Below are 23,922 nucleotides of genomic sequence, written 5' to 3'. Positions count from 1 at the left end.
TGCAAAGCCCCATAATACGCGTAAGTATTATTTATGAAAATGCATATTTTCATAAATAATACAAGGATAACACTATGAAATTTACAGCAGTGATACCTGTTCGCTCTGGCTCTCAACGAGTAAAAAATAAAAATTTACGCTCTTTTGCTAATAGCAGTCTTCTGGAAGTAAAAATTTTGCAAATGAAAAGAATTAAGTCACTAGGTTTTATCGATGAAATTGTAGTAAATTCCAACTCTGATGAAATGTTAGAAATTGCCGTAAAACTTGGAGTAAATGTAGTTAAGCGAGATGAATATTTTGCGACAAGCGAAGTTTCTATTAATGAAGTTGTGGTGAATTTGGCTCAAAATATTAATAGTGATACCATGATTCTTTCTAACGCAACAAGCCCCATGATCACTGATTCTACAATTATCACTTGCCTTAAAACTTATAAAAAAAATATTGGCTCCTATGATAGCCTTGCTACCGCCCATTTATGCAAGGAATTTTTGTATTTGAATCAAAAACCTCTTAATTATGATCCAAAACATAAGCCAAGAAGCCAGGATCTACCAGATATTTTAGTGTTAAATAGTGCGCTTTATATTATTTCTAGGGATTTAACTATAAGAAAATGCGATGTGGTTGGATACAAGCCTTATTTTGAGATAATTCCATTAGTCGAAAGTATAGATATCGATAATGAATTAGATTTTGAAATTGCGGAGTTTTTGTATAAAAAATATCATATCGGAACTCGACAATTAGCGTTATGTAAAAAAAGGGGGGGGGTAAATAGATGTTTTTTAAATCTAAAAAATTCACCTTCGTTAGCTTTTACATATCATTTGGGACTTTATACGCCTGCTATACCACACTCTCTGTTGGGGGTGGCATGATGAAAGTTGTAGCATTTATCCCAATTAAGCTTAATAATGAGCGTTTTCCTAATAAAAATATAAAGTGTTTTTTTGATGGTACGCCTTTGATACATTTTGTGCAAAAAACTCTTTTAAAGTGTAAAGAAGTAGATGATATTTATATATTTTGTAGTGATGAAGCCATTAAACCTTATATATTGGATGGCATAAAATTTTTGCAAAGACCAACAAATCTTGACACAAAGGAAACCTTGGCTGCTGACTTAATCCAAGCATTTAGCGATGCGATAGATTCTGATATCTATATTTTAGCATGCGCTACCTCTCCTTTTGTAAAACTTAAAACATATCAAGAATGCATCAATACTGTAAAACTTGGGAATTTTGACTCTGCTTTTGCTGGCGGTAAAATGCAGAAATTTGTATGGTATAAAAATGCGCCTTTAAATTTTACACTAGATAAAGCACCTAGAACGCAAGATATGCAACCAATATTTTATGAATTATCTTCTCCTTATGTATTCACAAAAGATGTTTTTAAAAAATATCATGGGAGGACAAGTGAAAATCCGTATATTCATGAGGGTAGCTTATTGGAAACTATAGATATAGATTACCATGAAGATTTTGAAGTTGCGGATATTTTATACAGGAGGTTTATTAAAAATGAGCAATTTTGGTAAGGGAGGAGTAAAACAAGCACAATTACTAGATTGTACATTGCGTGATGGTGCGTATCTAGTTAATAAAACTTTTGGAGATAAAACAATAAGGGGAGTTATAAAATCTCTTGTCGAAGCAAAAATTGATATTATAGAAATTGGCTTTTTGCAAAATGATGGTTTTGGTGAAGGAGTGGTTGTTTTTCGAACACCGAGTGATGCAAATAAATACATTCCACAGCATAGAAAATACTCAAAATTTGCGCTTATGGCTGATTTCAGTAGATATAATTTTGAAAATCTAGAAAAATATCAAGATCATCAAAGTATAGAAATTATCAGGCTCTGCTTTTTTAAACATGAGCGTTATGAGGCATTAAGAATCGCAAAAGATATTGTTGATAAGGGATATAGAGTTTGTATTCAGCCTGTGGATGTGTTAGGGTATAGTGATCAAGAATTATTGGAAGTAATCTTACTCTCAAATGAAATAAAACCATATTTATTTTCTATCGTGGATACTTTCGGCTCAATGTATCTAGAAGATTTGCAGAGAATCTTTACCTTAGTCAATCATAATCTCTACAAACAATGTAAAATGGGGTTTCACTCGCACAATAATCTACAAATGTCTAGCGCTTTGGCACAATATTTTTTAAAAATAGCCCAATTGGAAAGAGAAGTTGTAATAGATACAACACTAAATGGTATGGGAAGAGGAGCTGGGAATACACCAACAGAACTTATAGCTCTCTATATGAATGCCAAACTTGCATATAGCTATCAGATGGAAGCTATTTTGGATTCTATTGATATTTATATAAGTGGCCTACGTTCTAAGTGTGATTGGGGATATGCGATCCCTTATTTTATTACTGGTGCATATCACGCGCACACAAATAATATTTTATATCTTTTGGAAAAAAGTAATATATCTTCCAAAGATTTAATGAATATTCTTAGTATGCTTGACGCTCAAAAGCGCAAACGTTATGACTATAATTTACTTGAAAATTTATATCTTGAATATATGACAACAAAGTATTGTATGCAGGATGATATTGAAAAATTAGAAGCATATCTTAAATTTAAAGATATTGTAATACTGATCCCCGGAAAATCTTTATTCAAACAGAGTAGCAAGGTTTTATCCTATTGTGAAAAAGCCAATTCGCTAGTAATTAGTGTTAATTTTATAGACAAAAAATTCAAATCTGATTTTGTCTATATGAGTAATATTAAGCGTTATGAATACTGGGAGAATGATTTGGAATTTCAAAAATATCCAAAAATTCTCCTTTCCAACATTAAGCAGGAAGATACAAAGCCTAATAATTTTATTATTGATATTAATAGGGTTATAAAGCAGGGTTGGAACAATCTTGACAATTCTGTCATTTTATTGTTAAGATTACTTGATATGTTTCCGATTAACTCTATAGGTTTAGCTGGGTTTGATGGTTATAGTTTGACAGAAAATTACTTTGACGAAGAATTGGAAGTGCAAGTTAGCTCAACAAAAGTTTTGCAATTAAATCAGGAAATCAAGTCTATGTTTGAGGATTATATAAGAACGAGAAATAGTGATTTTCCTATAGAGTTTATCACAGAATCTCAATTTCAAAAATAGGGAGGAAACAATGAATTGTTATTTGTGCGATTCTGTTGAGAATTTTCAAAGAGATGGAAAAGTTAGAGATAATCCAAATATAAAAATTTTGGAGTGCAGCAATTGCGGTTTGGTATTTTTGAATACTAACGAAGCAGATGAAGAGTTTTATAAGCATAACAAAATGAATGATGCAGATTTTTTTAAATTTGCCCAAAGAGATTACGGAACTGATACTCAACAAGCAATAAGAATACTCTCAAAAGATAGAGAAAGTCAAATCAAAAGGCGTTTGGAATTTGTGCAAAATACAATTATTGGTAAGGATTTGCTTGACTTTGGTAGTGGCAGAGCAGAGTTTTTAATTATGGCAAAAGAATTTGCAAAGTCAGTCGTGGGTGTAGAAATAGAAGAGCAAGTGGAAACTATTTACAAAGAAAATGATATCCGATTAGCAAGGAGTATAGCTGATCTAGGGGGGGGGGGTATATGATATTATAACTGCTTTTCATGTTTTAGAGCACCTAAAAGACCCTATTAATATTTTAAAACAATTAAAAGAAAGAATGAGAGATAGTCAATCTAAGATAATAGTTGAAGTACCGACTGGTAGTGATGCATTGCTCACTCTCTTTAAAAATAAAGCATATTCTGAATTTATTTACTGGAGCGCCCATTTATATTATTTTACTCCTGCTACTTTGACTATGCTCGCTCAAAAAGCAGGTTTGCATGTTGATTTTGTAAAGGGAATCCAGCGTTACCCACTCTCAAATACACTCTATTGGCTTTCTTTTGGTAAGCCTGCCGGGCAAAAAGTTTGGGGAAATTTTTTAGACAATCCTATTTTGCAGCAAGCTTATGAAAACACCTTAGCAAGTTTAGGTGCGACAGACACACTTATTGCGCAATTTAGTAAAGCCTAGAATCTCGCAATGAGATTCTAAAACTCCACTTGATTTTACAGAATCTCATAATTCTATTTCCAAATATTTTCCCCAACAAAAATAAGCTTTCCTCAATTTTCCTCATAAATTTTCACAAAACCCCTTGACAGACACCAAGTGTCATCTTTTATAATTTCATTTTTCAATCTTAAAACAAAGGACAAAACATGACAAACAAAGACAGAAGAGAGTTTGTGAAAACTGCAGGGAGATTTGGCGCATTAGCCTTAGCTGGGAGCGCGATCCTCTCACCTCTAAGCGCACAAGGCGCACAAAATGCGCAAAGCACGCAAGGGCGTAATGAACAAGATCTTATAAAAAATGCCATTAGCAATGGAGAGAGAATCCCCGCCAAAGGCTTTGGCGTAGAATCTAGCAAGTCAAAATTCAAATCCATGACCTTCTCTCGCCACCCAATGGGCGCAAATGACATCGTCATAGAGATTCTGTTTTCTGGGATCTGCCACAGCGATATTCACTATGTCAAAGACGAGTGGGAAGGCACCACCTATCCGCTAGTGCCCGGACATGAGATCGCAGGGCGCGTGATAGCCGTGGGCAAAAATGTGAAAAAATTCAAAGTCGGTGATTACGCAGGCGTGGGCTGTATGGTAAATTCCTGCGGAGAATGCGAGGCGTGCAAAAGCGGACATGAGCAATTTTGTGACAACAAAAAAACCGTCTTCACCTATAACAGCAAAGATTTCTTCCATAATGATGAAATCACGCGCGGTGGGTACTCAAGCAATATCGTTGTGAGCGAAAAATTTGCTGTAACCGTGCCAAAAGACGCACCACTTGATAAAGTCGCGCCTTTGCTTTGCGCGGGCATTACGACTTATTCCCCGCTTAAATTTAGCAAGGTGAAAAAAGGTAGCAAAGTCGCAGTTGCGGGCTTTGGCGGGCTTGGCTCAATGGCGGTAAAATACGCAGTGCAAATGGGTGCGGAAGTAAGCGTATTTGCAAGAAACAACAAAAAAGAAAAAGAAGCCCTTGCGATGGGTGCTAAAAAGCTCTACACAACGACTGATCCAAACGAGGTCAAAGAGCGCTTTGATTTGATTATTTCAACAATTCCGACAAAATATGATTTGGCGCAATATGTTGAGCTTTTGAAATACGGCGGGGAGCTTGCGATTGTGGGACGCCCACCACAAGATTCTATGCCAACGCTTAATACTGATACTTTCATTTTCAAAGCGGGCAAAAAAGTCTATGGCTCGCTTATAGGCGGTATGAAGGAGACGCAAGAAATGCTAGATTTTTCACTCAAACACAAAATCTACCCTGAAACTGAAATCATCACTGCTGATAAAATCGATGAAGCGTATGAGAATCTCACTACGGGAAAGGCAAAATTCCGCTATGTGATTGATATGAAAAAATCTTTCGCATAAACTTCGCCTTAGTTTGCTTCTTTTAAGCCAAGCTTTTTTATAATTTCGCCTTGAAAAAAGCGGATTCTATAAAAAATAAGGAGCAAACAAATGGTTATGAAGGGTAAAAAAGGTCTCATCGTAGGCGTGGCTAATAATCGATCAATCGCGTATGGAATCGCCAAAGCGTGCAAAGAGCAGGGTGCGGAGCTTGCTTTTACATTCCTTAATGAAACGCTGGAAAAGCGCGTGCGTCCAATTGCCGAGGAGCTAGATTCTAAAAATTTTGTGTATGAGTTAGATGTGTCTAAGCCAGAGCATTTTAAGGCGCTTTTTGAAAGCATCAAAAAAGATTTTGGGAATCTTGATTTCATCGTGCATTCTGTGGCGTTTGCAAACAAAGAGGCGCTGGAAGGCAATTTTTTAGACACTACAAAAGAAGCCTTTAATGTGGCGATGGAAATCTCCGTGTATTCTCTCATCGAGCTTGCGCGTGAGCTCGCACCTTTGCTTAATCCGGGCGCATCGATTCTCACACTTACTTATTTAGGCAGTGTCAAATATGTGACAAACTACAACATTATGGGCGTGGCGAAGGCTGCGCTAGAATCTAGCGTGCGCTATCTTGCCTATGATTTGGGTAAGAAAAATATCCGCGTCAATGCCATCTCTGCTGGACCTATCAAAACGCTTGCAGCAAGCGGGATTAGCGATTTTAACATTATGCTAAAGTGGAATGAGGCAAATGCGCCATTGCGCGAAAATGTCAGCATTACACAGGTTGGAAATTCTGCGATGTATCTCTTAAGCGAGCTTTCAAGCGGCGTGACAGGGGAGATTCACTATGTAGATGGCGGGTATAATATTATGGGAATGTGCGCTACTGATGAGGTTGAGGGCAAGCTTGTGCCTCGTTGGGAATTGCTTACAAAATAAAGGCGCAAATTTTGGAATCTATGCAATGCACCACAGAATCTAAAATGGAGCTAAAGGCGGAGGGAAAAACGGACGCAAAAAAACTTCATATTATCTCGCTTGGTTGCACGAAAAATCTTGTAGATTCTGAAGTGATGCTTGGGCGCTTGAAAGAATATGAAATCACGCAAGATGTGGAGAGTGCCGATGTCATCATTATCAATACTTGCGGATTTATAGAATCTGCAAAGCAAGAGAGTATCGCGACAATTTTTGAAGCCTCAAATAAGCGCAAAAATGACGCAATGCTTGTGGTGAGCGGGTGCTTGAGCGAGCGCTATTATGATGAGCTAAAAGCGCAGATTCCAGAGATTGATATAATCACTGGCGTTGGGGATTATGACAAAATCGATGTGATGCTTGAGCAAAAAAGAGGCTTGCATTCCAAAAAGGTTTTTTTGGCAGATGAGGGGAGTGAGCGCGTCATTGTTAATTCCACCTTTCATGCGTATATCAAATTGAGTGAGGGTTGCAATCAGCAATGCAGTTTCTGCGCGATACCGCATTTTAAGGGGAAGCTCTTTTCGCGCACGCTAGATTCTGTGATAAAAGAGCTTGAAAGTCTTTATAACAGGGGCTTTAGGGACTTTAGTTTTATTGCGCAAGATTCTAGCTCATTTTTGCGCGATAGGGGGCAAAAGGATGGACTTATCGCGCTAATTGAAGCAATTGATAAGCTAAATCTTCCAATCACTGCGCGCATTTTGTATCTCTATCCTAGTACCACCACGCCCGCGTTGATAGAATCTATCGCGCGCTCATCTACATTTTTGCCTTATTTTGATATGCCACTGCAGCATATTGCGGATTCTATGCTAAAAATTATGAATCGCGGCGCGAATAAAGCTTATCATTTAAAGCTTCTCAAACAAATGCGCGAAATTCCAAATTCCTTTGTGCGCACGAGCTTTATTCTAGGACACCCGGGCGAAGGCGAGGCGGAGTTTGAAGAGTTGTGTGCGTTTGTGGAGGAGTTTAACTTTGATAGGGTGAATATTTTTGAATATTCCCCGCAGGAAAATACGCAGAGTTTTGCTCTTCCACAAGTGGAGAAAAAGCTTACAAGCGCGCGTATCAAGTGCTTAAATAAGATTTTAGCAAAACAGCAAAAAGCACATTTTCACGCAATGCTAGGTAAAAATATCGAAGTGATTGTTGAGGGGAAATCTGAGATTAGCCCGTATTTTTACAGCGCGCGTTCTAGGCTTTGGGCGCGTGAGATTGATGGGGAGATTCTTATTAATGATACGGATTTAAATGACGTGTCTTTGTTAGATTCTAACCAAAATCTTGCTTCTGGCGCGTATCTTTGCCAAATCACGCAGGTAAAAGATAATTTTGTTTTTGGAAAATTGCTAGAGCGCCTGTAAGGTTTTTAATGGGATTCTAAAAGCTTTAACCATTGCTATGGATTTGCAAAGTGCCAAAATAGCGTTAAAGAATCTTGAAATCTTATCAATTAAAAATGGTTGTATATGTGCGCGAAGCGGAGCTTGTGCGGACTTTGTTCGCACAAGTGATACATCCAAAGGAATAGGTAGCGGAGCAATCCATAAAGATTCTAAAAATCGCCAAACCGCGTTACAGAATCTGCAAATCTAAACAATTAGAAAAGGTAGAGTATGTGCGCGAAGCTAAAAACAAAGCGGGATTTATTCCCGCGCAGTTGGAAGCGTAGCGGAGCTTTGGCAAGTTTTACTCGACAAAGCGATACATTTTTTATAGATTATACGCATTTTCCCCATGCAATGCGCTATCTAGCCCTTGATCCTCGATTTCTTCCTTCACGCGCAAATCCGTAAAAAGCGAGATAATCTTAAAAATCACAAAGCTTACCACCGCTGATAAACCAATGCAAATCACCACGCCAAGGAGTTGCTCAAGGAATAAATGCATATTCCCGCTAATAAATAGCCCTTCGCCCAAAGTGCCCTCACCCGCTGCGGCTGGATTAACTTCCGCGCTTGCAAAAAGCCCTGTGGCGATACCGCCCCACACACCGCCAATGCCATGCAGTGAAAACGCATCAAGCGAATCGTCCCACTTAAGCTTGTATTTGATAAAGCTTAGCCCCATGTAGCAAAACAGCGCGCATAATCCACCAATAATAATCGCGGAAAAAATCCCCACATACCCGCATGCTGGCGTAATGCCTACAAGCCCGCTCACAAGCCCGCTTAGGCTTCCTAAAAGTGTGGGGCGCTTGTGTATGCTCCACTCTAAAAGCACCCAGATTAAAAATCCGCTTGCTGCAGAAATGATCGTCACAACAAAGGCATTTACGGCGATATCATTGACTTCGCCTGCACTTCCGGCGTTAAATCCTAGCCAGCCGATGAAGAGCAAAATCGCGCCCAAAAACGCATAAGGCACAGAGGACGCGCCACCTTGCATGTGCGAAACTGCCTCTTTTCTCGCGCCCACCATAAGCGCACCAATAAGCCCCGCTACACCCGAGCTAATATGCACCACGCCCCCACCGGCAAAATCTAGCCCTCCGCGTGAAAGCAAGAATCCTTCACTACTCCAAATCATATGCGCAAGCACATCATATACTAAAGTGCTCCAAAAGAGCAAAAACACCACCAGCACACCAAGCTTAATGCGCCCAACAAGCGAGCCTGTGATAATGGCTGAGGCGATAAGCGCAAACATCATCTGAAAAATAACATACAAAATATTTGGCACACCAGAATTATTATAGCCTGTAATTCCATTGAGCGCGAAGTTCGCAAAGCCCCCAATAATCCCAGCCCCGCTATCCTCGCTAAAAGACAGGCTAAAGCCAATAAAAATCCACTGCAAAGTAATCACGCCAAAGACGATAAAGCCATTCATTATAGTGTTTAGCACATTTTTGCTTTTCACCATACCAGAATAAAACATCGCAAGCGCTGGCGTCATCAATAACACAAGCAAGCTACACAGCATAATAAAAGTCGTATTGATAGCATTCATAGGGCATTCCTTGTTTTGAGTGCAAAGATTCTTAAAATCTTAGAGAATCTTTGCCTAAAAGCGTGGGTATCATTAAGCTAAAATTAAGCTTTCAAAAATCCCGCGCGCATTGTAATACGAAAAACTTTAAACAACTCTTTAATAAGAATATTAGTAAGCCTTAGATACCATTGCATGTAATTTTTCACACAAACCCAAACTGCAAATCTAAACTTTTAAGGAGATTCTATGAACTACAAGCGCGTTTTAATCAAATTTTCAGGCGAGGCATTGAGCGGGGAGAGCGGTTTTGGCATTGATATTGGCGTTTTGGAATACATCGCAAGAGAAATCAAAATGCTTAGAGAATCTGGCTTAGAAATCGGGCTAGTCATCGGCGGGGGCAATATCATACGAGGCGTGAGCGCCGCGCAAGGTGGGCTTATACGCCGCACAAGCGGGGATTATATGGGGATGCTTGCGACGGTTATTAACGCTGTGGCGATGCAAGAGGCGCTAGAGCATTTAGGGATTGATGTGAGGGTGCAAAGCGCGATTGAGATTAGAGAAGTGTGTGAAAGCTATATCCACAGGCGCGCGATTAGGCATTTGGAAAAAGGGCGCGTGGTGATTTTTGCCGCTGGGACTGGGAATCCATTCTTTACCACCGATAGCGCGGCGACTTTGCGCGCAGTAGAAATAGGTGCTGGCGTCATCATCAAGGCTACAAAGGTAGATGGCGTGTATGATAAGGATCCAAAGAAATTTAGCGATGCAAAAATGCTTGATATTGTGAGCTATGATGAAGCATTGCGCGATCATATTAAAGTGATGGATGACACTGCCATCGCACTTGCGAAGGAAAATAAACTACCAATTTTGATTTGCAATATGTTTAAAAGCGGGAATCTGCTTGAGATTCTCACCAAAAATAAGGGCGTGTATTCTATAGTGAAATAATATGCCACTAAGCCAAAAGGCATTATAATGCGCGCGAAATTTTCACTTTAAGAGGTTTGTATGATAACTTTAAAACAAGCATTAAGTCTCAAAGAGGAACAACTCAAAGAGATAAAATCTGAAATCATCAAAAAAGCACAAGAAAATATCGAGCTAAACGCCTACATCGGCGCGCTTGAAAGCTCAAGTGAATCTGGCGTGCCGATTTTAATCAAAGATAATATTAATGTCAAAGGCTGGGAAATTACCTGTGGCTCGAATATCTTAAAAGGCTATGTCGCACCATACAATGCAAGTGTGATTGAGAATCTCCATAAAAACGGCATGTGTGGCTTTGGGCGCGCGAATATGGACGAATTTGCCATGGGAAGCACGACAGAATCTAGCGCGTATGGACGCACCAAAAATCCGCGCGATACTTCACGCGTGCCCGGTGGCTCAAGCGGTGGAAGCGCTGCGGCGGTGGCTGGGGGCTTAGCCATCGCGTCTTTAGGTAGTGATACAGGTGGCTCTATCCGCCAGCCAGCGGGATATTGTGGCTGTGTGGGATTGAAGCCAACTTATGGGCGCGTGAGTAGATATGGACTTGTAGCCTATAGCTCAAGTTTGGATCAAATCGGACCAATCACGCAAAATGTCGAGGATGCAAGCTTATTGCTTGATGCTATTAGCGGGCATGACGCAAAAGATTCTACTTCTTTGAAACTCCCACCAACAAGCACTTTTGACAATTTAGACAGCAATGTGCGCTACAAAATTGGAATCCCGCAAGGATTCTTAGAATCTGCAAGCAAAGAAGTCGCGCAAAACTACCACGAATGCGCGAAAATCCTAGAATCCATGGGACATAGCCTTGTAGAAGTAGAAATGCTTGATGTGAGCTATCACATTTCAGCTTATTATATCCTCTGCACCGCGGAAGCCAGCTCAAATCTCGCGCGCTTTGATGGTGTGCGCTATGGCAATCGCGCGCAAAGCTCAAATCTCAAAGAACTCTACATAAAAACGCGCACGCAAGGCTTTGGCGATGAGGTGAAGCGCAGAATCATGCTTGGGAATTTTGTGCTAAGTAGTGGCTATTATGACGCGTATTATCTCAAAGCCCAAAAGGTGCGCGAATTGATAAAAGCGCAATATGATAATTTATTTATGCAATGCGATGTTTTGCTCTCCCCCATCGCGCCAAATCTCGCGCCTAAGTTTGGCGCAAGCGCATCGCCACTTGAAATGTATCTAAGTGATATTTATACAATTGGTGTGAATCTTGCTGGTTTGCCTGCGATTTGTATTCCATCAATTAGCCTCAAAGGCTTGCAGGGACTGCCTTTTGGCGTGCAGTTTATCGGGAATTCTTGCGAAGAGCAAAAAGTGCTAAATGCGGCATATGGGCTAGAAAAAGAGTTAGGAAATTCTTAAGGCTTTATCTACAAAAATAAAGGAGGAAAGAGAATGAAAATCTTACAAAAAGCGCTCACTTTTGAGGATATACTGCTTGTCCCTTCGTATTCTGAAGTATTGCCTAAAGAGGTGAGTTTAAAGACGCGTTTAAGCAAAAATATCTCGCTCAATATCCCCATTATCTCTGCTGCGATGGACACGGTGACAGAATACCGCACAGCTATTGCGATGGCGCGCCTTGGGGGCATTGGGATAATCCACAAAAATATGGATATAGAATCTCAAGTCGAGCAAGTCAAAAAGGTGAAAAAAAGTGAAAGTGGCGTGATAGTCGATCCTATCTATATTCTCGCAGACGCCACACTTGCAGAGGCAAAGGAGATTACGGATAATTATAAAATCTCTGGCGTGCCGGTGGTTGATAGCTATGGCAAACTTATTGGAATTCTAACAAATCGCGATGTGCGCTTTGAAACAAACCTTAATAAAAAAGTCGGCGATGTGATGACAAAAGCCCCGCTTATCACAGCTGAAGTTGGCACGACTTTGGAGCAGGCGCGCGAAATCATGCATAAACATAGAATCGAAAAGCTTCCCATTGTCGATAAAAACGACACGCTAAAGGGGCTTATCACAATTAAGGATATCCAAAAGCGCATAGAATATCCAGATTCTAATAAAGATGATTTTGGGCGTTTGCGCGTGGGCGCGGCGGTTGGCGTGTTTCAGTTTGATAGGGCGAGCGCGCTTGTAGATGCGGGCGTAGATGTGCTTGTGCTAGACTCTGCGCATGGACACTCGCTCAATGTCATAAAAACGCTTAAAGAGATTAAAAGTAAGCTAAGTGTTGATGTCATCGTGGGGAATGTCGTCACCGCGCGTGCGACAAGGGATTTGATAGATTCTGGTGCAGATGGGATAAAAGTCGGCATAGGACCGGGCAGTATTTGCACCACGCGCATTGTTGCGGGTGTGGGAATGCCACAGGTGAGCGCGATTGAAGGTTGCGCGAATGAAGCGCAAAAAAGCGGAATCCCAATTATCGCCGATGGCGGGATAAAATATTCTGGCGATATCGCAAAAGCCTTAGCAGTAGGTGCTACAAGCGTTATGATAGGCTCGCTTTTGGCAGGCACAGAGGAGTCGCCGGGTGATTTGATGATTTACCAAGGCAGGCAGTATAAGAGCTATCGCGGTATGGGAAGCATCGGCGCGATGACAAAAGGAAGCGCGGATAGGTATTTCCAAGAGGGCACAGCGCAGGATAAACTCGTGCCAGAAGGCATTGAAGGGCGTGTGCCATATCGCGGGAAAGTGGGCGATGTCGTGCATCAGCTCATCGGCGGGCTTTGCTCATCTATGGGCTATTTGGGAAGCAAGGATATTCCGACATTGCAACAAAATGCGCAGATTGTAGAAATCACCACCGCAGGGCTAAAAGAATCTCATGTGCATGATGTCGATATTACCAAAGAGGCGCCAAACTACCATGGCTAGTGATTTGTTTCAAGCTAAAAGCGCGCCTTCGCAAACTACGCCTTCACAAGAGCTAGATTCTCAAAATAGCGCAGATTCTCAAAGTTTTGAAGAGCTTTTAGAATCCACGCGCGAAGTGCTAAATCAGCTAAATAGCCAAGATATCAGCCTAAAAGATTCTCTTGCGCTTTATAAGCAAGGTGCTACGATGCTTTTCCAAGCTCAAAAGCTTTTGGAATCTGCAAAGCTTGAATATGAAACACTTCAAAATCCAACCAAATCAAGCTCTTAAAGGGCTTTGAAGCGCGCTTATGCAAATAGTCCCTTATCTCACCAACGAAGCGAGTGTGCTGACATTTTTGCTCCTTATTATGCGTTTTGCGGGCGTGTTTGCGTTTTTTCCATTTTTTGAAAATCAACTTATTTCCCCGAGTATCCGAGGCGCGATGATTTTTTTTATGGCACTTATTTTTTTCCCAATCGCGCATTATAATCTCGGGCAAATCACACTTATTGAGCTTATGATAGCGGGGCTTTTTGAGCTTATGCTGGGCTTTTTGGCGGGGCTTTGCTTGCAGATTGTGTTTAGTATGGTGAGTTTTAGCGGGGAGATGATTAGCTTTTCGATGGGGCTTACGATGGCAAGCGCGTATGATCCTGTCTCTGGCACGCAAAAGCCCATTGTCGCGCAGCTTTTAAGCCTGCTTGCGATATTACTTGCGCTGGGGTTAGATTTTCATCATGTGGTTTTTATGCTTGTGGCACATAGCCTAGATTCTGTCCCTTTGGGAAGTTTTATTTTTGATGGCAAAAGTGTGGGATATTTTGTCAAAGCCTTTGGGAATCTCTTTGTGGTGGGCTTTTGTATGGCTTTTCCGATTTTAGCGATTATCCTTTTTTCGGATATCATTTTTGGTATGATTATGAAAACGCACCCGCAGTTCAACCTCCTAGCTATCGGATTCCCAGTGAAAATCGCCATTGCCTTTGTGGTGCTCATCATTGCTATTCCATCGATTTTTACACATTTTAAAAGCGAGCTAAACGACGCACTTCTTGCTGTTAGCGAGCTCTTAAAGCTTTGATTAATGACGCTTTAGATATTACAATAAATAAAGTGCTAGAGAATCTGCAAGGAAAAAGTCATTTGAAACAAGAAAATCACGCTTTGCCTGCGCGTTTGTTTGTGTGGGGAAATCACGCGTTTGGATATGCGCCTTGTTAGATTCTAGTAAGTCTGCGCATTTTTTAGAATCTAACAATTCCACGCGCACGCCACTTTTGCACCTAAGCCCTAGCATAATCTCTTCTGTGCGCAAATCTTCCGCACTTAAAGGCTCGACTTCCCTAAAATGTGGATTTGTTATATATTCTTTGAGTCCTTTAAGCGCATTTGTGCGCTCACTTCCAACGCGCGAAAACGCCCCAGCCCCGCACCCTATGTATTCCTTAGCTTCCCAATAACCCAAATTATGCCTGCAAAAATTCTCATTTTTTGCATAATTTGAGACTTCATATTGGCTAAATCCTAGCGCTTGCAAATGCGCGCGCACAAGGGTGCTTAAATCTTGCGGAGGCAAAGAGCGTGCTTTGGCAGTGTTTTTGGCAAATCGCGAGCCTTCATCAATGCTTAAACTATAAGCTGAAATATGCTGTAATGGGAGCTTTGCAAGGTTTTGAAATTCAGATTCTAAGGAAAGTTCACAATCTTGTGGCGTGCCTGTGATAATATCACAGCTCAAATTTTCAAATCCCGCACCTAGCGCAAAATCAAAGGCTTTGAAAATATCTTTTTGTGAGTGTTCGCGCTCTAAAAATTTAAGCTTGGATTCTAAAAAACTCTGCACGCCAATGCTTAGGCGATTTACCCCAAGGGACCGCATATGCGCACACCACGAGGGAGAAAGGAGATTAACATTGCCTTCCATTGTGATTTCACAATTTTTTTGAATATGTGGCATAAAAATTTCAAACACAGGCTCAAAAAGCGCAGAATCTAGCAAGTTTGGCGTGCCACCACCAAAAAAGACGCTAGAGATTTTGGGGTAATTTTGCGCGCTTAAAGAATGTTTTAAATCCTTACAAAGCGCGTCAATGTAGGGCTTGTGGAGGTTTTTTTCGCCGACATAGGAATTAAACGCGCAGTAGCCACATTTGCTCGCACAAAATGGAATATGAATATACAAAAGCAAGAAAATCCTTTTTTGTGAAAAAAATTTGTTATAATCGTTGCAATTTTTTGCAAGAATCTTAGATTCCAACCAACGCCAAAAAATCTCGCAATCTTATCAGCCAAAAAAACTTGAGTATGAACGCGAAGCGGAGGCGAAGCGGGATTTACTCCCGCGAGACGATACAATGGATGGAATGGAATCTTAACCAAATTTTATAACAAGCCCACTTTTGAAGGCAGCATAATGAGTGAGAAAAAATATCGTCCAAATGTCGCAGCTGTGATACTTTCGCCAAGGTATCCAAATGTTTGCGAGTATTTTATCGCCCAGCGCAATGATATTAAAGGTGCGTGGCAATTCCCGCAAGGTGGGATTGATGAGGGCGAAGATCCAAAAGATGCGCTCTTTAGGGAATTGCAAGAAGAGATCGGCACAAGCGAAGTTGAAATCCTTTCAGAATGCCCAGAGTGGATAAAATACGACTTCCCAGAAACGATAAGCAAAAAAATGTATCCTTTTGATGGGCAGATTCAAAAGTATTTTCTCGTCCGCCTAAAGCCTCAAGCAAAAATCAATCTAAGCACACTAGAGCCGGAGTTTGACGCGTATAAATTTGTCGCGTATCAAGAAATTTTCCAGCATGTGACGCATTTTAAGAAGAATGTTTATAAAAATATTTTAAGATACTTTAAACAAGAGGGATTCTTATAAATAATTTTAAGGCGCAAATCACAAAACAATGAAACTTTTTTATTTTTTATTACTTTTTAGCATGGTGGCTTTTGGTGCGGATTCTCAAAAACTTCAGAATCCAAAGAAAAATCAAAATCTCACCACACCAAATAACGCTAAGCAAGCCCCAAGCACAACGCAGGCGAAAAATCCAAGCGTTATGTCGGTGGATGAATTCATCCAAAGAATCGAGCATAACTCAATCGCGCTTGCAAAGTCAAAAGCCTATGGGAAGGCGCTTGTGTATGAGGGCAAGGCGCAAAGGGCGTGGAATAGCCCATATATTGATTTGCAAACGCAGCAAACAAGCTCGCCAAGTGGCGGGAAAGAGCTAGAGAGTGAAGTGTATTTGATGCTTGCACCGCGCCTGCCGTGGGTGAGTAGCATCCTTTCGCAAATGTATCAAACGCGCCAAAAGCGTCAAGATAAAAGTTACGAGCTTACAAAGCGCCTAAGCATCATTAGTTCAAAGCGTTTGTATTTGGAATATCTCGCGCAAAAGGAGCAGTTAAGCGTTTTTGAGGACAGGCTAAAAAATGCTAAAGAACAGCTTGACATCGCTGAAGTGCGCTACAACGCGGGGAGAATCTCAAAATCGCAGTATCTCTTTTTTAAGAGCGATTATCTAAGCGTGCAGTTTTTGGTGCAAAATAGCAAGAAGATTCTCGCAAATACGCTCAATGCGCTCAAAGTCGCGCTGGGTATAGTTGGAGAGAGTGATGATATTGTGGTGGAGAATCTGGAATTTACCTACCTAAACTTGAAGCAAGAGGATGTAAAAGAATACCTCAAAAACTCGCTCTACCTTGAAATAGTGGGTTTGGATATAGAGGATTATAGCAATAGCGCGAAGTTTGCTTCAAGGAGTCGCTTTGATTCTGTAGAAATTGGCGTGGGTGCAAGTGTGGCGGAATCTACCACAGGTGCGGGCGTGAAGCTAAAAATCCCATTCCCACTTACTACAAAATATGGCAACCAAAAAGCAATGTATTTAGCCTTGCAAAGCGGCTCATTGCGCGAAAGTGAGATTTTGCAAGAAAGCTTGCAGAGTAATGCGCTTTCTTTCCTTTCGCAATTAGAACTCAAACGCAATGCAATCGCGCTTGCAAGGAGTGATGAGGAGAATAAACGCGCGCTTGCAGAGATTAGCCGTATCGGCTATGAAGCGGGAAAAACGAGCGTTTTTGAATATCTCACAACAAAAAACAACCATCTAGATTCTATGATTACAACAATCGAGGCGAAAAAGGATTATGCCAACACCTTAGCTTTGCTTGAAGAGAGCTTGGCGCTTGTGCTGGCACTTCCTCACTCACAAGATCAAAAAGCGCAAAAATAAAGAAGGAGAAATGATGAGAAAACTTGCGATATTTTACCTGCTATGTGCCTGTTTGTGGGGATATGATGAAATTATTATTAGTGAATCTGAAATTAGAACAAATGGGATAAAAGTCATTAGCGTCAGTAGCAAGGATATCGATTCTAAAGGAATGCCCTTTAATGCGCTCATTGACTTTGATGATAAAACTTCTGTGGCGCAGAGCTCGAGCTTTGAGACGGTGGTGGTGAATATCTATAAGCGCGAGGGCGAGTATGTCAAAAAGGGCGATTTGATTTGCGATATTAGCTCAAATGAGCTTAGCACGCTGTTTTTTGAGTTTAAAAACACGCGCGATAGGCTAAAAATCGCCTCTGAAAATGAGGCAAAAGATAAGATGCTCTATGAAAGCGGTGTCATCTCAAAGCGCGAGTATCAGCTAAGCTACCTTACGATGAATGAGCTTAAGCTCAAATACAACGAAACCTTTGCAAAGCTTGATTTGCTAGGCGTGAGTAAGGCATTTATGGAATCTGGCAAGCAAGGGCAGTATGGATTCCCAATTGTGGCAAAGGCTAGCGGGGTGCTTTCAGTCGCGCCACGCCAAAGCGGACAGAAAATCAATGCTTTTACGCCTTATGTGAGAATCTCGCTTAAAAATAGCGATTTGCTCGGGCGCATACGCGTGCCGGTGCATTTAGCCCACACGATTGAAAAAGGCGATGTGCTGTATGATGAAAAAGGCAAGGAAATAGGCTTTATTGATACCATTTCTGTGGTGATTGATAAAGACACCAACACGATTTTAGCCACTGCCAAAATCACAGCAAATGACTTCAAAGTCGGCGAGCTAGTCGAAGTGTATATCGGCGGGGGCTTGCCAGAAAACAGCATGCTTATCCCATCATCCGCGGTGCTAAAAATAGGCAATGACTATGTAACCTTTGTACGCACAAAGAATGGATTTTTACCAATGAAAATAGAAGTAACTGAGGAGCGCGACAATAGCTTTGCTATCAAAAAAGGTGTGCTAAAGCCAAATATGCAAATCGCCACAGGCTCAATCATCATCTTGCAAGGTATGCTAAGTGGCTTAGGCACAAGTGAAGGCGGCGGGCATGCTCACTAAGATTATTGAATTTTCCCTGCGCCAGCGTTTGATGGTGATTATCTGCGCGCTTGCGTTGGTGTTTTTTGGCGGGTATAGCTTTTTTACCATTCCTGTTGATGCTTTCCCAGATATTTCTTCCACGCAAGTAAAGATAATCCTCAAAGCCCCGGGTATGGCGCCAGAGGAAGTGGAAAATCGTGTCGTGCGCCCGCTAGAGCTAGAGCTTTTGGGCTTGCCTAATCAAAAATCCCTGCGTAGCCTTTCAAAATATGGAATCGCAGACATTACCATCGATTTTAACGATGGCACAGATATCTACCTTGCGCGTAATATGGTGAATGAAAAGCTCACAATGGCGATGGCGGATTTGCCCTCCGAAGTAAGTGGCGGGCTAGCGCCGATTGTAACGCCGCTTAGCGATATGTTTATGTTTACCATTGAGGGCAATATTAGTGAGGTTGAAAAGCGTCAATTGCTTGATTTTACCATTCGCCCCATTCTTAGAAACACCAAAGGCGTGGCAGATGTCAATCGCCTAGGTGGCTATGCGCGCGCTATTGCGGTGGTGCCAGATTTTGATAATATGGCGCGCCTTGGCATTAGTATTTCTCACCTTGAAGAGGCGTTGAGCGCAAATCTCAAAAACGATGGCGCTGGGCGCGTGGATAGGGACGGACAGACATTTTTGGTAAAGATTCAAACCGCTTCGCTTAGCATTGATAAAATTAAAGAAATCCCTGTTATCACAAAAACGGGTTATGTCAAGGTTGGTAACTTCTGCGATGTGATAGAATCTCACATGACGCGCTTAGGACTTGTGGTGATTGATGGTGTGGGCGAGACGACGCAAGGGCTTGTGCTTTCGCTCAAAGGTGCAAATGCACGCGATGCGATTGTAGAGATTAAGAAAAAAATGGAAGAGCTCAAGCCAAATCTCCCTGAAGGTGTGGAATTGCGTGTGTTTTATGATAGATCCGAGCTTACACAAAAAGCGGTAAATAATGTCATTAAAGTGCTAAGCGAAGCGGTGATTCTCATTGTTATCACGCTCTTTTTGTTCCTAGGCGATGTGCGCGCGGCGGTGGCGGTGAGCGTGATTTTACCGCTGGCGATTTCTGTGGCGTTTGTGATGATGCGACAATATGGAATCTCCGCAAACCTCATGAGCTTAGGCGGGCTAGCAATTGCTATTGGAATCTTAGTGGATTCCGCGGTGGTGATGGTGGAAAATGCCTTTGAGCGCCTAAGTTTTAACAAAAACGCGCCAAAGCTTCACAGCGTCTATCGCGCGTGCAATGAAATTTCTGTCTCGGTGTTTAGCGGGATTCTCATCATCATCATTTTCTTTGTGCCTATTCTTACTTTACAGGGATTGGAAGGCAAGTTTTTTATTCCCTTAGCACAAACCATTGTTTTTGCGCTCCTTGGCTCGCTTATCCTTTCAATGACGGTTATTCCAGTTATCAGCTCTTTTGTGCTGAAAGTCAAAGATCACAAAGAAACGATGCTGACAAGATTCCTCCACAAAATGTATGAACCTATTCTCAATTTTTCGCTCAAGCGCTTCAAAGTCGTGTTTTTAAGCGCGATAGCCTTTTTGTTCCTTAGCTTTTCGCTTTTTCCATTTATCGGAAGTGCCTTTATGCCTACGCTCAATGAGGGCGATATCGTCATCAATGTCGAAAGTCCGCCATCTATTTCGCTAGAGCAGAGCAAGGAATTGATGCTTATCTTGCAACGCGAGCTTTTGGCGCGCGTGCCAGATATCAAAAGTGTGGTGACGCGCATAGGCTCTGATGAAGTGGGGCTTGATCCATCAGGTCCAAATCAATCTGATGCTTTTATTTCTTTTAAGCCGCAAGATACATGGCAGGCAAAGGATTTGGACGAGATTCGTAGTCAAATTCGCGAGGTATTGCAAGATATCAAAGGCGCGAACCTTGCGATTTTACAGCCAATTGATATGAGAATCTCAGAAATGCTTACAGGTGTGCGCGGGGATTTGGCGATTAAGATTTTTGGCGTGGAAATTGATGAGCTCAATGAACTAAGTGCGCAAATTGTGGAGATTCTAAAAAGTATTCAAGGCGCCGAAGAGACTTTTACAACGCTTAATCAAGGTGTAAGTTACCTTCATATCACGCCACATTCTGCAATTATGGCAAACACAGGCATTTCAAGCGATGAGTTTGCGCGCTTTATGAAAAGCTCGCTTGAAGGTGTGATGGTGGAATATATCCCGCAAGGAATCGCTAGAATCCCCGTCATTATCCGCCAAAATAAAGAAATCGCAAGCGATATTACAAAGCTAAAAAGTCTTGAGATGAGTTCGCAAAATGGCGCACCAACGCCTATTAGCTCGATTGCGGATATTAGAGAAGTCGATGGACCAGTGCAAGTGCAGCGCGAGGGCGCACAGCGCTATAATGTCGTGCGCACAAATGTGCGCAATCGCGACTTAGGAAGCTTCGTGCAAGAGGCGCAAGAGCGCATCGCTGCGGAAGTGAGCTTACCTGATGGATATAGCATTGTTTATGGCGGGCAGTTTGAGAATCAACAGCGCGCAAACAAGCGCTTTGCGACTGTTATCCCACTTAGCATTTTGGCGATTTTCTTTATTTTGTTTTTCACTTTCAAATCCATTCCTTTGGCGCTTTTAATTTTGCTCAATATCCCATTTGCCGTGACAGGTGGGCTTATATCGCTTTTCATCTCTGGGGAGTATATCTCTGTGCCAGCTTCTGTTGGCTTTATCGCGCTTTTTGGTATCGCGGTGTTAAATGGCGTGGTGATGATTGGCTACTTTTTGCAACTTTTAAAGCAAGGTATGAGCTTAGATGAATGCGTGGTGATAGGCGCGAAACGAAGATTGCGCCCGGTATTGATGACGGCGTGTATCGCGGGGCTTGGGCTTGTGCCGATGCTTCTTTCAAGCGGTGTGGGAAGTGAGGTGCAAAAGCCTTTGGCGATTGTGGTTTTAGGCGGGCTTGTGACTTCTAGCTTCCTTACGCTTGTGATGTTGCCACCGCTTTTTAGATTTGTCGCGCGCAAGTTTCATGTTGTATAGCGCTTTTTAAAGCAAAGGAGGGAAAATGGAAGAGCTTATTTTAGAAATTTATTTCAAGCATAATTTAAAAGATTCTCTCGTGGATATGTTGCTAGAAGATGGATTTGATGATTTTTTTTATCACAAATGCTCTAAATATGCTTCTAGCTCATTGCTTACAAGCCCCAAGGAACAGGTGAGCGGGAGGCAAGAATATGGACTTTTTAGAATCTGCTTAAATGATGAGCGTGCGAAATTCTTAGCAAACAAATTCTTGCAAGCCTTTGGGACAGAGGATATTAAGCTTTTCAAGGCGCGATTAGAGCGCTTTGAGCTTTAGACTTTTAAGGAGTGGTATGCAAGAAAATCCCAAACTAACGCAATTTGTCTCTTGCGCTGGCTGAGCGGCTAAAGTGGGTCCGGAGGATCTCAAACAAATCACTTGCGCGCTTCACCAGCCAAAGAATGAGAATCTACTTATCGGTTTTGAAACAAGTGAGGATTGCGGTGCTTTAAGGCTTGAAAATATCCTTTCACAAGAGCGCACTTTGGCTAAAAACCGCGCGCAAATGGGGCAGATTCAAGATGATAGCACAGATTTGACAAGCGCAGATGAGCCTATTTTGCTTTCAAGCGTGGATTTTATCACACCAATTGTTGATGATCCTTACATGTATGGCGCTATTGCTGCGGCAAACTCGCTAAGCGATATTTTTGCCTGTGGTGGGAAGGCGCTAAGTGCGCTAAATCTCTTTATGTGGGATAGTGCGCATGTCGAGGCAAAGTATGCGCGCGAAATCCTGCGTGGCGGGCTTGAAAAAATCACTGAATGCGGCGCGGTGCTTTTGGGTGGACATACCACAGCAGATTCTGAAATGAAATATGGCTTGAGTGTAAATGGAATCGTGCAAAAAAGCAAACTCTGGCGCAATGACAGCGCGCATATTAGCGATGCGTTGGTGTTGTGCAAACCGCTTGGCTCTGGGATTCTTAGCACTGCGCTAAAAGCTGGTGAAAAATTTAACACAGACTTTTTTCTGCGCTCTTTGAGTATGCTAAATTGGAATGCAAGCCTGCAGGCGCATAAATATGAAATCCACGCCTGCACGGATATTACGGGCTTTGGGCTTATTGGGCATTGTTTTGAGATGTGCGGGAAGGAAAATTTTACAAAAAGTATTTTGCTTCACACGCAAAATATTGCGCTTTTCCCAGAAACGCTAAGGCTTGCAAATGAAGGCTTTGTGCCGGGCGGAAGTTACAAGAATAGAGAGAGTTTTGAGCGCTTTGTAGAAACTGCGTGCAGTGTGGAAAATGAAATGCTTTTTTATGATGTGCAGACAAGCGGGGGCTTGCTTTTTGCCTTGCCTTTTTTGCAGGCGCAAAATCTTGTGAGTGATTTGCACAAAGCAGGCTATGAGGCAAGTGCAATCATTGGCGAAGTAATCCCTAGAAAGCAATCTGCAATAATTTTGGGCTAACAAAGTCTGCCTTAAATTTAGTTTTTGTTGAAAGTCAAATAAGTAGCTTAGCCCCTTACCACGCATTTTTGCAAGTAAATGGGGCTAAAAAGTGCTATTTAAGAAGTGCTATTTGTGAAGCTCGTTTATATAGAATCTCACAGATTCCATACCATTTTTAAGCCCCCATTCATAGGCTTGAGAGACAAAATGCCAATTGATATGCGCATAAAACTTCTCTAAATACGCTGGGCGCGCGTTTCTATGATCGATATAATACGCATGCTCCCACACATCTACCACAAGCAATGGAATCTTAGATTCACTCACCGGCGTAGCGGCGTTAGAAGTTTGTACGATTTCAAGCTTTTTGTCCTTTGGATTTAGCACAAGCCAATTCCACCCAGAGCCAAAAAGCGTGGTGCTTGAAGCAAGGAATTTTTCTTTAAAAGATTCTAGCGAGCCAAAGTTTTCTACAAGCGCATTTTTAAGCTCTGCACTCATTTCGCTTGATTTTGGCGTAATGCAATCCCAATAAAAATCATGGTTATACACTTGCGCTGCGTTGTTGAAAAGCCCACCGCTCGCACTTTGGATAATATCAAACAAATCTTTATTTGCAAAATCAGTGTTTGCAATGAGATTGTTAAGGTTGGTTATATAAGTGTTGTGATGCTTGCCATAGTGGTAGCTAAACGCCTCAGGGCTTAAAAAATCGCCAAACTCTGTAGGCTCGTAAGGTAATTTGCGTAGTTGAAACATATTTTCTCCTTAAATGTTGTTGTTGTGAAAGGCGCAATTATAGCAGATTTTTTTGTGGAATTTTTCACACAACAAAAAGAGAAAATTTTGCAAAAACCCTTGACAGACACCAA

The 23,922-nt window shown here is 41.7% G+C and carries 24 protein-coding genes; 21 read left to right on the top strand and 3 right to left on the bottom strand.

The features are described from left to right. The first annotated feature begins 74 nt into the window (after window positions 1–74). The 9 genes from CQA49_RS00245 (at window position 75) to CQA49_RS00210 (ending at window position 8,037) form a co-directional block, all read left to right on the top strand. Window positions 75–884, top strand: a complete 810-nt coding sequence (locus CQA49_RS00245) for a cytidylyltransferase domain-containing protein (protein ID WP_115573960.1) — start codon at window positions 75–77, stop codon at window positions 882–884. Further along, window positions 881–1,549, top strand: coding sequence for a cytidylyltransferase domain-containing protein (locus CQA49_RS00240; RefSeq protein ID WP_220271715.1), 669 nt, complete (start codon window positions 881–883; stop codon window positions 1,547–1,549). Before CQA49_RS00245 ends, CQA49_RS00240 begins: the two co-directional genes overlap by 4 nt. Further along, window positions 1,533–3,158, top strand: a complete 1,626-nt coding sequence (locus CQA49_RS00235) for an aldolase catalytic domain-containing protein (protein WP_181882563.1) — start codon at window positions 1,533–1,535, stop codon at window positions 3,156–3,158. The genes CQA49_RS00240 and CQA49_RS00235 overlap by 17 nt, the downstream gene beginning before the upstream one ends. 10 nt (window positions 3,159–3,168) lie before the next feature. After that, window positions 3,169–3,630: a class I SAM-dependent methyltransferase gene (locus CQA49_RS10355; RefSeq protein WP_258864124.1), complete on the top strand. Its 462-nt coding sequence runs from the start codon at window positions 3,169–3,171 to the stop codon at window positions 3,628–3,630. Window position 3,631: 1 nt separating this feature from the next. After that, window positions 3,632–4,063, top strand: a complete 432-nt coding sequence (locus CQA49_RS10350; RefSeq protein ID WP_309544502.1) for a class I SAM-dependent methyltransferase — start codon at window positions 3,632–3,634, stop codon at window positions 4,061–4,063. A gap of 335 nt (window positions 4,064–4,398) precedes the next feature. Continuing rightward, window positions 4,399–5,481, top strand: coding sequence for an NAD(P)-dependent alcohol dehydrogenase (locus tag CQA49_RS00225; protein ID WP_408938893.1), 1,083 nt, complete (start codon window positions 4,399–4,401; stop codon window positions 5,479–5,481). A 90-nt stretch (window positions 5,482–5,571) separates the two neighbouring features. After that, window positions 5,572–6,396, top strand: coding sequence for an enoyl-ACP reductase FabI (gene fabI / locus CQA49_RS00220; RefSeq protein ID WP_115573956.1), 825 nt, complete (start codon window positions 5,572–5,574; stop codon window positions 6,394–6,396). A gap of 44 nt (window positions 6,397–6,440) precedes the next feature. Further along, the gene (gene rimO / locus CQA49_RS00215; RefSeq protein WP_115574058.1) at window positions 6,441–7,805 is read left to right on the top strand and encodes a 30S ribosomal protein S12 methylthiotransferase RimO; all 1,365 of its coding nucleotides are present in this window, start codon (window positions 6,441–6,443) and stop codon (window positions 7,803–7,805) included. 37 nt (window positions 7,806–7,842) lie between these two features. Beyond that, window positions 7,843–8,037, top strand: a complete 195-nt coding sequence (locus CQA49_RS00210; protein ID WP_115573955.1) for a hypothetical protein — start codon at window positions 7,843–7,845, stop codon at window positions 8,035–8,037. A gap of 117 nt (window positions 8,038–8,154) precedes the next feature. Here CQA49_RS00210 and CQA49_RS00205 read toward each other — a convergent pair whose 3' ends face one another. Continuing rightward, window positions 8,155–9,393, bottom strand: a complete 1,239-nt coding sequence (locus CQA49_RS00205; protein WP_115573954.1) for an ammonium transporter — start codon at window positions 9,391–9,393, stop codon at window positions 8,155–8,157. A gap of 228 nt (window positions 9,394–9,621) precedes the next feature. On the opposite strand from CQA49_RS00205, the gene pyrH reads away from it, so the two are divergent. From pyrH to fliR, 5 genes are read left to right on the top strand one after another with little or no spacing between them, the layout of a single operon-like run. Continuing rightward, entirely contained in the window at window positions 9,622–10,332 is a 711-nt protein-coding gene (gene pyrH, locus CQA49_RS00200) for a UMP kinase (protein WP_115573953.1), read from the top strand. A gap of 60 nt (window positions 10,333–10,392) precedes the next feature. Continuing rightward, window positions 10,393–11,748 carry an Asp-tRNA(Asn)/Glu-tRNA(Gln) amidotransferase subunit GatA gene (gene gatA, locus CQA49_RS00195; RefSeq protein ID WP_115573952.1) on the top strand — a complete coding sequence of 452 codons (1,356 nt, stop codon included), beginning with the start codon at window positions 10,393–10,395 and terminating at the stop codon, window positions 11,746–11,748. Window positions 11,749–11,781: 33 nt separating this feature from the next. Next, window positions 11,782–13,227: an IMP dehydrogenase gene (gene guaB, locus CQA49_RS00190; RefSeq protein WP_115573951.1), complete on the top strand. Its 1,446-nt coding sequence runs from the start codon at window positions 11,782–11,784 to the stop codon at window positions 13,225–13,227. After that, complete coding sequence (xseB, locus tag CQA49_RS00185; RefSeq protein ID WP_181882562.1) at window positions 13,220–13,498, top strand: exodeoxyribonuclease VII small subunit; 279 nt, start codon at window positions 13,220–13,222, stop codon at window positions 13,496–13,498. The genes guaB and xseB overlap by 8 nt, the downstream gene beginning before the upstream one ends. Before the next feature lie 19 nt (window positions 13,499–13,517). Next, the gene (gene fliR, locus CQA49_RS00180) at window positions 13,518–14,291 is read left to right on the top strand and encodes a flagellar biosynthetic protein FliR (protein ID WP_115573949.1); all 774 of its coding nucleotides are present in this window, start codon (window positions 13,518–13,520) and stop codon (window positions 14,289–14,291) included. A gap of 18 nt (window positions 14,292–14,309) precedes the next feature. Here fliR and hemW read toward each other — a convergent pair whose 3' ends face one another. Continuing rightward, complete coding sequence (hemW, locus tag CQA49_RS00175) at window positions 14,310–15,398, bottom strand: radical SAM family heme chaperone HemW (protein WP_115574057.1); 1,089 nt, start codon at window positions 15,396–15,398, stop codon at window positions 14,310–14,312. A gap of 37 nt (window positions 15,399–15,435) precedes the next feature. Between hemW and CQA49_RS09950 the strand changes: the two genes are divergently transcribed. The 7 genes from CQA49_RS09950 (at window position 15,436) to selD (ending at window position 23,068) form a co-directional block, all read left to right on the top strand. Next, complete coding sequence (locus CQA49_RS09950) at window positions 15,436–15,585, top strand: hypothetical protein (protein ID WP_181882561.1); 150 nt, start codon at window positions 15,436–15,438, stop codon at window positions 15,583–15,585. A gap of 35 nt (window positions 15,586–15,620) precedes the next feature. Further along, the gene (locus tag CQA49_RS00170) at window positions 15,621–16,091 is read left to right on the top strand and encodes an RNA pyrophosphohydrolase (RefSeq protein ID WP_115573948.1); all 471 of its coding nucleotides are present in this window, start codon (window positions 15,621–15,623) and stop codon (window positions 16,089–16,091) included. A gap of 28 nt (window positions 16,092–16,119) precedes the next feature. Continuing rightward, window positions 16,120–17,451, top strand: a complete 1,332-nt coding sequence (locus CQA49_RS00165) for a TolC family protein (protein ID WP_115573947.1) — start codon at window positions 16,120–16,122, stop codon at window positions 17,449–17,451. Between the two features lie 13 nt (window positions 17,452–17,464). Beyond that, window positions 17,465–18,559: an efflux RND transporter periplasmic adaptor subunit gene (locus CQA49_RS00160; RefSeq protein WP_115573946.1), complete on the top strand. Its 1,095-nt coding sequence runs from the start codon at window positions 17,465–17,467 to the stop codon at window positions 18,557–18,559. After that, window positions 18,549–21,608 carry an efflux RND transporter permease subunit gene (locus CQA49_RS00155; protein ID WP_115573945.1) on the top strand — a complete coding sequence of 1,020 codons (3,060 nt, stop codon included), beginning with the start codon at window positions 18,549–18,551 and terminating at the stop codon, window positions 21,606–21,608. Before CQA49_RS00160 ends, CQA49_RS00155 begins: the two co-directional genes overlap by 11 nt. Window positions 21,609–21,633: 25 nt before the next feature. After that, window positions 21,634–21,927 (top strand): DUF3240 family protein, encoded by a 294-nt coding sequence (locus tag CQA49_RS00150; protein ID WP_115573944.1) that lies wholly within the window; start codon window positions 21,634–21,636, stop codon window positions 21,925–21,927. 73 nt (window positions 21,928–22,000) lie between these two features. Then, a complete protein-coding gene (gene selD / locus CQA49_RS00145) occupies window positions 22,001–23,068 on the top strand; it encodes a selenide, water dikinase SelD (protein WP_115573943.1) in 1,068 nt (355 codons plus the stop codon). A 108-nt stretch (window positions 23,069–23,176) separates the two neighbouring features. Here selD and CQA49_RS00140 read toward each other — a convergent pair whose 3' ends face one another. Continuing rightward, entirely contained in the window at window positions 23,177–23,809 is a 633-nt protein-coding gene (locus CQA49_RS00140; protein WP_115573942.1) for a superoxide dismutase, read from the bottom strand. Window positions 23,810–23,922: the final 113 nt, after the last annotated feature.

The organism is Helicobacter sp. MIT 00-7814 (genome assembly GCF_003364115.1).
GTDB lineage: Bacteria > Campylobacterota > Campylobacteria > Campylobacterales > Helicobacteraceae > Helicobacter_F.
The sequence above is the reverse complement of the archived record's forward strand: the minus strand, read 5'-3'. Positions and strand labels throughout refer to the sequence as shown.

Excerpts from the sequence above, each read along its gene's own strand:
- CQA49_RS00245 (WP_115573960.1), top strand. The coding sequence starts at position 75 with ATGAAATTTACAGCAGTGATACCTGTTCGCTCTGGCTCTCAACGAGTA.
- CQA49_RS00240 (WP_220271715.1), top strand. The coding sequence starts at position 881 with ATGATGAAAGTTGTAGCATTTATCCCAATTAAGCTTAATAATGAGCGT.
- CQA49_RS00235 (WP_181882563.1), top strand. The coding sequence starts at position 1,533 with ATGAGCAATTTTGGTAAGGGAGGAGTAAAACAAGCACAATTACTAGAT.
- CQA49_RS10355 (WP_258864124.1), top strand. The coding sequence starts at position 3,169 with ATGAATTGTTATTTGTGCGATTCTGTTGAGAATTTTCAAAGAGATGGA.
- fabI (WP_115573956.1), top strand. The coding sequence starts at position 5,572 with ATGGTTATGAAGGGTAAAAAAGGTCTCATCGTAGGCGTGGCTAATAAT.
- rimO (WP_115574058.1), top strand. The coding sequence starts at position 6,441 with ATGGAGCTAAAGGCGGAGGGAAAAACGGACGCAAAAAAACTTCATATT.
- CQA49_RS00210 (WP_115573955.1), top strand. The coding sequence starts at position 7,843 with ATGGATTTGCAAAGTGCCAAAATAGCGTTAAAGAATCTTGAAATCTTA.
- CQA49_RS00205 (WP_115573954.1), bottom strand. The coding sequence starts at position 9,393 with ATGAATGCTATCAATACGACTTTTATTATGCTGTGTAGCTTGCTTGTG.
- pyrH (WP_115573953.1), top strand. The coding sequence starts at position 9,622 with ATGAACTACAAGCGCGTTTTAATCAAATTTTCAGGCGAGGCATTGAGC.
- gatA (WP_115573952.1), top strand. The coding sequence starts at position 10,393 with ATGATAACTTTAAAACAAGCATTAAGTCTCAAAGAGGAACAACTCAAA.
- guaB (WP_115573951.1), top strand. The coding sequence starts at position 11,782 with ATGAAAATCTTACAAAAAGCGCTCACTTTTGAGGATATACTGCTTGTC.
- xseB (WP_181882562.1), top strand. The coding sequence starts at position 13,220 with ATGGCTAGTGATTTGTTTCAAGCTAAAAGCGCGCCTTCGCAAACTACG.
- fliR (WP_115573949.1), top strand. The coding sequence starts at position 13,518 with ATGCAAATAGTCCCTTATCTCACCAACGAAGCGAGTGTGCTGACATTT.
- CQA49_RS00165 (WP_115573947.1), top strand. The coding sequence starts at position 16,120 with ATGAAACTTTTTTATTTTTTATTACTTTTTAGCATGGTGGCTTTTGGT.
- CQA49_RS00160 (WP_115573946.1), top strand. The coding sequence starts at position 17,465 with ATGAGAAAACTTGCGATATTTTACCTGCTATGTGCCTGTTTGTGGGGA.
- CQA49_RS00155 (WP_115573945.1), top strand. The coding sequence starts at position 18,549 with ATGCTCACTAAGATTATTGAATTTTCCCTGCGCCAGCGTTTGATGGTG.
- CQA49_RS00150 (WP_115573944.1), top strand. The coding sequence starts at position 21,634 with ATGGAAGAGCTTATTTTAGAAATTTATTTCAAGCATAATTTAAAAGAT.
- CQA49_RS00140 (WP_115573942.1), bottom strand. The coding sequence starts at position 23,809 with ATGTTTCAACTACGCAAATTACCTTACGAGCCTACAGAGTTTGGCGAT.